1 protein-coding gene and 1 pseudogene are annotated in these 865 nt (G+C 66.9%); one reads left to right on the top strand and one right to left on the bottom strand.

Annotated features, from left to right (window positions below; translation table 11 throughout):
* The coding region (locus tag IRT45_RS36355) for a DUF4226 domain-containing protein (RefSeq protein ID WP_228536048.1) at window positions 1–636 on the bottom strand (636 nt) is incomplete at its 3' end.
* Here IRT45_RS36355 and IRT45_RS37430 point away from each other — a divergent pair.
* Window positions 623–865 (top strand): annotated as a pseudogene (locus tag IRT45_RS37430) (hypothetical protein); the annotation flags it as partial. The gene IRT45_RS36355 and the pseudogene IRT45_RS37430 sit on opposite strands and share 14 nt — an antisense overlap.

Here is an 865-nt window from a genome sequence, read left to right as displayed (position 1 = left end):
CGGGTATTTTTTGCCGTAGATGTTGTAGAGGTATTGGTTGGTGAGTCGTTCGATTTCGGTGGCGGTTTCGGTGGAGTTGGTGTTGCCGCCGGAGACGATGGCTTGGGCTTTTTTGAGGGCGATGGTGAGGATTTGGTGGACTTTTTGTTGTCCGGCTTTGGTGTAGGCGGTGGGTCCTAGTTCGGCGAGGGCGGCGTCGACGTCGCGCAGGAGTTGGCGGACGGCGGTTTTGTCGACTTTGTGTTTGCCGGCGTGGGAGTAGATGTAGTTGTAGAGGTCGTTGTCGAGGGTGTTGAAGGCGGTGGCGGCGTTGCGTTGGAACAGTTGGCGGGCTTTGACCGCGCCTGCGGTGGTGCCGGTGCCGCCGGTGCCGCCGGTGGTGGTGCCGAGTTCTTTGCGGAGTTTCCGGACGTCGGGGTCGTCGCTGTTTTCGTCGCCGTAGGCGGCGGCGAGTTTTTTGAGTGCGGCGATGGCTTTCTGGGCTTGGGGGGACAGGCCGGCGTCGCTGCCGTCGCCGGTGCTGTCGCCGGTTGTGGTTGCGCCGGAACCGTTTCCACCACCACTACCGGCGCCGCCGTTGCCGCCGGCGAGTCCGGACAGGGCGGAGGCGAGCATGGGCAGCATGGACAGTGCCATGGCGCCGCCCATCATGGCGGTGGGCGCGAGCTGGGCCAGGGTTTGGTCGTCGATGCCGGGGATCAGGCTCGGCTCGCGTTCGGGTTCCAGGCTCGCCCGGTCGGTGGCCGGTGCCGGTGGTGGTGCGGCAGCGCCCGCGGCGGGGGGTGCTTGCGCCGAACCCGGCGCCACCGATACCGCGGGCGAACCCGGCCCCGACACCACACCCGCACCCGACCCAGCAGCCGGA

The organism is Nocardia sp. BSTN01 (assembly GCF_015354405.1).
In the GTDB taxonomy this organism is placed as follows: Bacteria; Actinomycetota; Actinomycetes; order Mycobacteriales; family Mycobacteriaceae; genus Nocardia.
Note: the sequence above shows the minus strand (reverse complement) of the source record. Positions and strands in the feature narration are given on the sequence as shown.